The sequence below is a fragment of the Nocardia sp. NPDC050799 genome, from assembly GCF_040654015.1.
In the GTDB taxonomy this organism is placed as follows: domain Bacteria; phylum Actinomycetota; class Actinomycetes; order Mycobacteriales; family Mycobacteriaceae; genus Nocardia.
Genome location: NZ_JBFAHF010000013.1, coordinates 167,406 through 173,405, shown reverse-complemented (window position 1 = coordinate 173,405; position 6,000 = coordinate 167,406). Strand labels below are relative to the sequence as shown.

General features: G+C 67.1%; 6 protein-coding genes. All 6 read right to left on the bottom strand.

All coding sequences use genetic code 11. The annotated features are described in order from the left end of the window. Positions 1-46: 46 nt before the first annotated feature. Positions 47-832, bottom strand: a complete 786-nt coding sequence (locus AB0H42_RS16175; protein WP_357056017.1) for an MHYT domain-containing protein — start codon at positions 830-832, stop codon at positions 47-49. 781 nt (positions 833-1,613) lie between these two features. After that, complete coding sequence (locus tag AB0H42_RS16170) at positions 1,614-2,354, bottom strand: NAD(P)H-binding protein (RefSeq protein ID WP_357056014.1); 741 nt, start codon at positions 2,352-2,354, stop codon at positions 1,614-1,616. A 225-nt stretch (positions 2,355-2,579) separates the two neighbouring features. Next, on the bottom strand, positions 2,580-3,503 hold the full coding sequence (locus tag AB0H42_RS16165) for a hypothetical protein (RefSeq protein ID WP_357056011.1): 924 nt from the start codon (positions 3,501-3,503) through the stop codon (positions 2,580-2,582). Beyond that, a complete protein-coding gene (locus AB0H42_RS16160; RefSeq protein WP_357056008.1) occupies positions 3,500-4,171 on the bottom strand; it encodes a hypothetical protein in 672 nt (223 codons plus the stop codon). Before AB0H42_RS16160 ends, AB0H42_RS16165 begins: the two co-directional genes overlap by 4 nt. An 88-nt stretch (positions 4,172-4,259) precedes the next feature. After that, a complete protein-coding gene (locus AB0H42_RS16155) occupies positions 4,260-5,087 on the bottom strand; it encodes an enoyl-CoA hydratase/isomerase family protein (protein ID WP_357056050.1) in 828 nt (275 codons plus the stop codon). Positions 5,088-5,117: 30 nt separating this feature from the next. Further along, complete coding sequence (locus AB0H42_RS16150) at positions 5,118-5,888, bottom strand: SDR family oxidoreductase (RefSeq protein WP_357056005.1); 771 nt, start codon at positions 5,886-5,888, stop codon at positions 5,118-5,120. Between the last annotated feature and the right edge of the window lie 112 nt (positions 5,889-6,000).

Sequence of the window (6,000 nt, the reverse complement as noted above, 5' to 3'; positions counted from 1 at the left end):
GTTCCGTTCTCGGTGCCGAGAACGGAACATCGCGGGATCGGGTCGTTCAGCGGGCCGGCCGCCGCTCGCGTGGTGGGGGGTTCGTCGCGGCCCGGGCTTCGGGTCCGTGGGGATTGGTCAGCGCCATGCTCACGCCGATGAGCAGCACGACGGTGACCACACTGATGGCGCCGAGCAGGGGGCCCAGAATCTCCAGCGGCTCGGCACCTTCGGGCGCCGCGGCATCGGGGACCGCGTGCGCGTGCATCGCCGACATGCCGGTGTAGTGCATGGTCGCTACCGCTGCGGCCATGATCAGCGCCGCGCCCAGGGTGGACGGTATGCCCCACGAGCGCATGCTGAACCACAGCGTCGCGGTGGCCGCGACCGTGGCGATGACCAGTGACAGCGCTATGCGGGCGGGGTCGTATTCGATATGCGCGTCCGTGCGCATCGCGGCCATGCCGGTGTAGTGCATGGCCGAGATGCCGAGGCCGGTAACGGCACCGCCGGTCAGCAGCGCCGGAAGGCCCGAGCCCGGTGTGGTCACCAGATACAGGCCGATGGCGACCACGCCGATCGAGGTTCCCGCGCTCAGCAGGGTGAGCGGGACATCGAAGCGTATCTGTGCGCCGTCTATGGAAAAGCCCAGCATCGCAACGAAATGCATGACCCAGATACCGGTGCCGCCGATGGTGATCGCGGCGAGCACGAGCCAGAGTAACCGGCGCCGTCCATTGCGGGCCTGCCTGGTGCACTGCAATCCGATGGCGCATCCGGTGGCCGAGAGGAAATACGCGAGGGCGGGCGTCAGCCAGCCGAACGCGAAGTGTTCGAGGTGAAGCATGTCCATCCAACGTTCCGCCGGGGAAGCCCGGAGTTTCTGTGTAGGGCTAAACAGTACGACGCCTGCCTGGATGGTGTGCTGATCATTTGCTTGGAATGCTGTGGTATCAATCACATTCGAGTTTTGCGGTGTTTTGATTCCGCAATATTGCATTGTCTATCTTGCGAATACATGTGCGGGTCCGATCCGCGGCGAAGTAAGCCCCGGGCGTCGGAAAGTCCGATGTCACTACAATCTTGGAAGACGCCCGCTGCGGATCCGAGCGAAACACCTTTTTTGGAAAGGGCGCAATTCGGATTTTAGGCTCGTGTGACTACGCCTTTCTCGATGAATGATAACTGCTCTATAACTGGCGCATAACATCTCGGCGTCGGTTCCGAAATCGGTGAAACGTTTCGGCCGGAGCCGGCGGCGGCGAACCCGGGCGCCGGACCCGGCGGCCGGATTCGTCTCCGACGGTCTCGGCGCAGTCGTCACATTTCATCAGTTCCGACGCGGACGTGACCCGGGAGTCGAACACCGTCCACAGCGATCCGTCCGTCAACCGCCGCAGGACGAATCGGTACTTGCCGTAGCACGCCCGCGAGGCCGTCGTCAGACGAGTCTTTCCCACCACTCGGTAGGGATATCCGTCGATGCGCACTGTCGGGTTCATGATCTGTTCTCCCCTTTCGCCGTTGTCGGTCATCGGCGGCCACTGTGGCAGGGAGGTCCTGAAGCTACGCTGAAGCGGCCTGAAGGCCGCTTCAGGAAGCGGGGACGATGCCGGTCGGAAGCGCTGTCGAGATCAGCGGTGTGCGTCCAGCCAGTCCCGGTAGTGCGTGGGCGCCAGGTGCGCGTCCGGTCCGGCGAGGAGTTCGTCACCGGTGATCGCGGCGAACATACCCGCGGTCTCGTCGGTGACGACGATCCGGTCGTCGTGCCGGGCGAGCAGGGTCATCCGGCCGATTTCGTCGAGCGGGAACACATCGGGTCCCGCGACATTGCGGATACCCTGCAGCGGGGAGCCCAGCGCGACGCCCACCACCGCGTCGACGACATCCGCGGCCGCCATCGGCTGCAGCCGGGTCGCGGGCAACCGGACGACGGTGTCATCGGCGGACCAGGACATCACCGCATCCATGAACTCGAAGAACTGGGTGGCGCGCACGATCGAATACGGTGTGGGGCCTTTCCGGAGCAACTCCTCCTGCAGCGTCTTGGCCCGGTAGTAGTCCAGTTGCGGTACCTGGTCCACGCCGACGATCGACAGCACCACCTGGTGCTTCACCCCGGCACGGTCCCCGGCGGCCAGGAGGTTGTCCATCGTGGTGCGGAAGAAGTCCAGTGCGGCGTCGTCGAAGGTCGGAGAGTTGGCCAGCCCGACCACCACGTCGGCGCCCGCCACCGCCTGGTCCAGACCCTCGCCGCTGACCAGGTCCACGCCGGTGGACGGCGCGGCGGGTACGGCGTCGTGGCCGACCGCCCGTAGCTTCCGGACGACCTGCGAGCCGATCCGACCGGTGCCGCCGATGACTGTCAGCTTCATGGTGCTCACCTTTCACCGCCTGCCGCGGGGCAGGGCGGGGTTCAGAGAGTTCGATGTGCACTGAAATCGAGAGGTAGTCCACTGCGGCGGTCCGCGGCCGGAGAGTGACCGGCCACGCGAACCGGGTGATCACTGTGCTGCTGTTCCAGGATCGCATCAGTGGTTCCGGCGATCGCGGCCGGCCACCGGAATAGACGATTTCGAGACCTGCGCGGCCCGCGGGGATCAGCTGGTGAGCCGCGCGTCCGGCATCAGATGCGTGATGGACAGATCTCGATGGGCTATCCCGGGACCGTGCTCATGCACCGGACGCAGCGCCTCGATAACGTTGACGCAGGTCAGATGGTCGGCCGGATGAAGTCCTTCGGTGAAGCGGAAGCGGACGTTGGCGGTGCCCCGCGCCGTATCGGTCGTGGTGACCAGCTGATAGCGCAGCGGCGCCCGATCCTCGGTGGTGGTGGTCCAGATGGAGCGATAACTCAGCTCGGGCCCCAGGCCGCGGTCGACGATCACCTTCTGGACGGCCCCGGAACCGTCGGTGATCACCTCCACGGTGCTGCTGGGGGTGTCGGCCGCACCGGCGGCGCTGTGGAACACGGCGTCATCGAGGACGCGTAGTCCCGCCGTGTAGTAGCCGTCGACCGCGGCGGCGCCGGCGACGGCGGCCTCGGGCCCGGTGGCCCCGATGCCGATATCGTGCCGATCGCCCCACGGGTACACCCCGGCCTCGGGAAAATCGAGCTCCTCGACCAGTTCCACCCGCCGGATCCCCCGGGTCACCTCCGTCAGTGATCGGATGAGCCGGGCCGGAATCGTGGCCTGGAAGGCCCCGGTGGCGTGGAAGGTGGACTGCCCGGTTCGGCAGGCATCCAGCAGTTCGGCCGGCGGGACGTGGCCGTCCAGTGGTGCCGTGGATATCACGTCGTAGCCATCGCTCAGCAGCTCCGGTAGCACGCTGCCCGGTATGTCCGCGGCGATCTCGGTGAACGTCGGCACGTAGACGACGCATGCCGTGCCCTCCGGGGGGGACCGCAGGGTTTCGATCCGCGCGGATACCTCGAGATGTGCTCGCGCGCGGATCCGGTCGGCGATCCGGTCGGCGAAGGGGCCGGTGCCGAGCACCGCGACCGCGAGCGTGGGTGAACTCATGACGACTCCAGAAGGTAGTGAGGACGCAGGTCCGGCGTGACCACACCGGGAGGTGCGGCACACAACTCGGGAACCACGCCCGCCATTGCGGCGACCGAGATATCGGTAACAGCGGACCAATCTCCGCTATAGGCCTCGTCGTCCATTTCGTTACGCATTTCGATGACACCGGGGTTGCCGTCGCGAGTGATCACATGGCCGCCCGCCGGGCTGCGCGGATGATCCTGCCCCAGATGGGCATTGCCGGCCCCGACATGCCGGCACTCCTCGTTGGTCATGAAGAGATCGTCACCGATGGATTCCCGGTAGGTCATATGGATCGCGCCGACCGTGCCGGGTTCGATGACGGTGCCGCCGGCCTGCACCCGGACGCGCGCCGGAACCGGGTAGAGGTGGCGAACGACTCGGACCGCGTCCGATCCGACCCCGTACAACGTGTGCGCGACATTGCCCAGCACGGCATCGAAGTAGAAATGCTGCATCAGTCCGATCGCGTGGTCGGAGTCCACTGCCGCCAACGGCATTCCGAATCCGAGACTTTCCAGACCACCCCACATACCGTCGGGCGCGGCGGACAGGTCGCCGACCTCCAGGAAACGCACCTCGTGTACCTCGTCGAGCGTTCCGGCCAGGCGGAGCAGCAGTTGTTTCGAGCAGCGCGACGCCATCGTCGTCGGCGCCCTGGATCAGCGCCGGAGTGGTCGGCGTGTGGACGACACAGTCGGCGTCCAGGGCCAGAATATGCTCGTCCTGTAATCAGAGCGGGCCCGCGGTGGGTTGGGTGCCGGCGCGGAAGGCCGCGAAGGAAGCGTCGAGTTCGCCGGTGGCGCTGCACATCACCTGGGTGCGGTTCTCCAGGTCGAGCGCATGACGCAGACTCGGGGCGTCCACGGTCTGCCACATCGTCTCTTTCGTCATCCACACCGCGAGCGGGGAATTGCGGGCGATCTCCTCTGCTTTGGCGACGGCGCGCGCGAGCAGATCACCGGACTCGACGACCTCGAGTACCAGCCCGATCCGCGCGGCCTCCTCGGCGTCGAAAACACGGCCGGTGAGCAGCAGTTCGGCCGAGCGCGCGGCGCCGACGAGTCGCGGCAGATGATAGCTGGTACCCATATCGCACGCCGAGATCCCGTGCCGGATGAACACCGCGCCGAAGCCGGCGCCGCGGGCTGCGTAGCGGATATCGCAGGCCAGCGCCAGCGCGAACCCACCGCCGACCGCTGCCCCGTCGACGGCGGCGATCACCGGCTGGCGCAGCCGGTGGATCTTCTCGAACGCCGAGGCCATCAGTTCCTGCGCGGCGTAGATCCGGGCGATCGGGGAGTGGACCGCGCCCAGCAGCGCCGCGGCCGGGGCGGACCCGGTGGCGGTGAAGTCCTCCGGCTGCGCCTTCAGATCGGCGCCGGCACAGAACGCGCCGCCGGCGCCGGTGATGACGAGCGCCCGGACCTCCGGTTCGCCGTTGATCTCGTCGAGCATGGTGTGCAGTTCGGCGACCGTCTGATTATCGAGCGCATTGCGCCGGTGCGGGCGGTCGATCGTCAGCACGACGACCCCGGAGGGCAGGTATTCGGTGGACAGCGCGGACACGGTAACTCCTTCGGATCGGGTTCAGCGGGCGACGGTACCGCCGTCGATCAGGAAGGTCTGACCGGTGACGAAACTGCCGGCGTCCGAGCACAGCAGGAGCGCGGTACCGACCATCTCGTCGGGTTCGGCGATCCGGCCCAGCAGCGTGGCTCCGGCCATGGCCGCGACGAATTCCGGCGGATTCTTACGGACCATATCGGTGTCGACGGCGCCGGGAGCCATGGCGTTCACCCGGATGCCGTCGGCGGCGAATTCGGCGGCCATGGAGCGGGTGAACGACAGCAGGGCCGCCTTGCCCGCCGCGTACATCGACAGCGCGGGCGCGAACTGCAGGGCCGCGACCGAGCCGAGATTCAACACCGCCGCGTGTTCGCTGGCCCGCAGATACGGCAGGGCCGCCTGGACCAGGAACAGCGGTCCATGCACATTGACACCGAAGGATTTCTCGACCGCCGCGGGTTCCATGGTCGCCAACGGCTGGGCGAGGGCGTTGGCCGCGTTGTTGACGACGATATCGATCCCGCCGAAGGTGTCGGCGGCGGTCTGCACCAGCGCGCGCAGTGCTTCGACGTCACCCAGGTGGGTCGGTACACCGATCGCTTCCGCGCCGAGTTCCCGCAGCCGGGCCGCCGCCTGCTCGCACGCCTCCGGTTTACGGCTGGCCACCACGAGTCGCGCCCCCGCACAGGCGAACCCCTCGGCGATGGCGAGACCGATGCCCCGGGTGCCGCCGGTGACGATCGCGGTCCGCCCGCTCAGGTCGAACAACTTCTGAAAGGAGTTGCTGTCCACTGGATCAACCTTTCGATCGGCGGGCCGCGACCCGCTCGGCGGCCATAGGGTTCACTACGGCCGCAGGCATTTGTATCAGTACTCGGAGCGGTGCCGAACGAGCGGTCCCGGT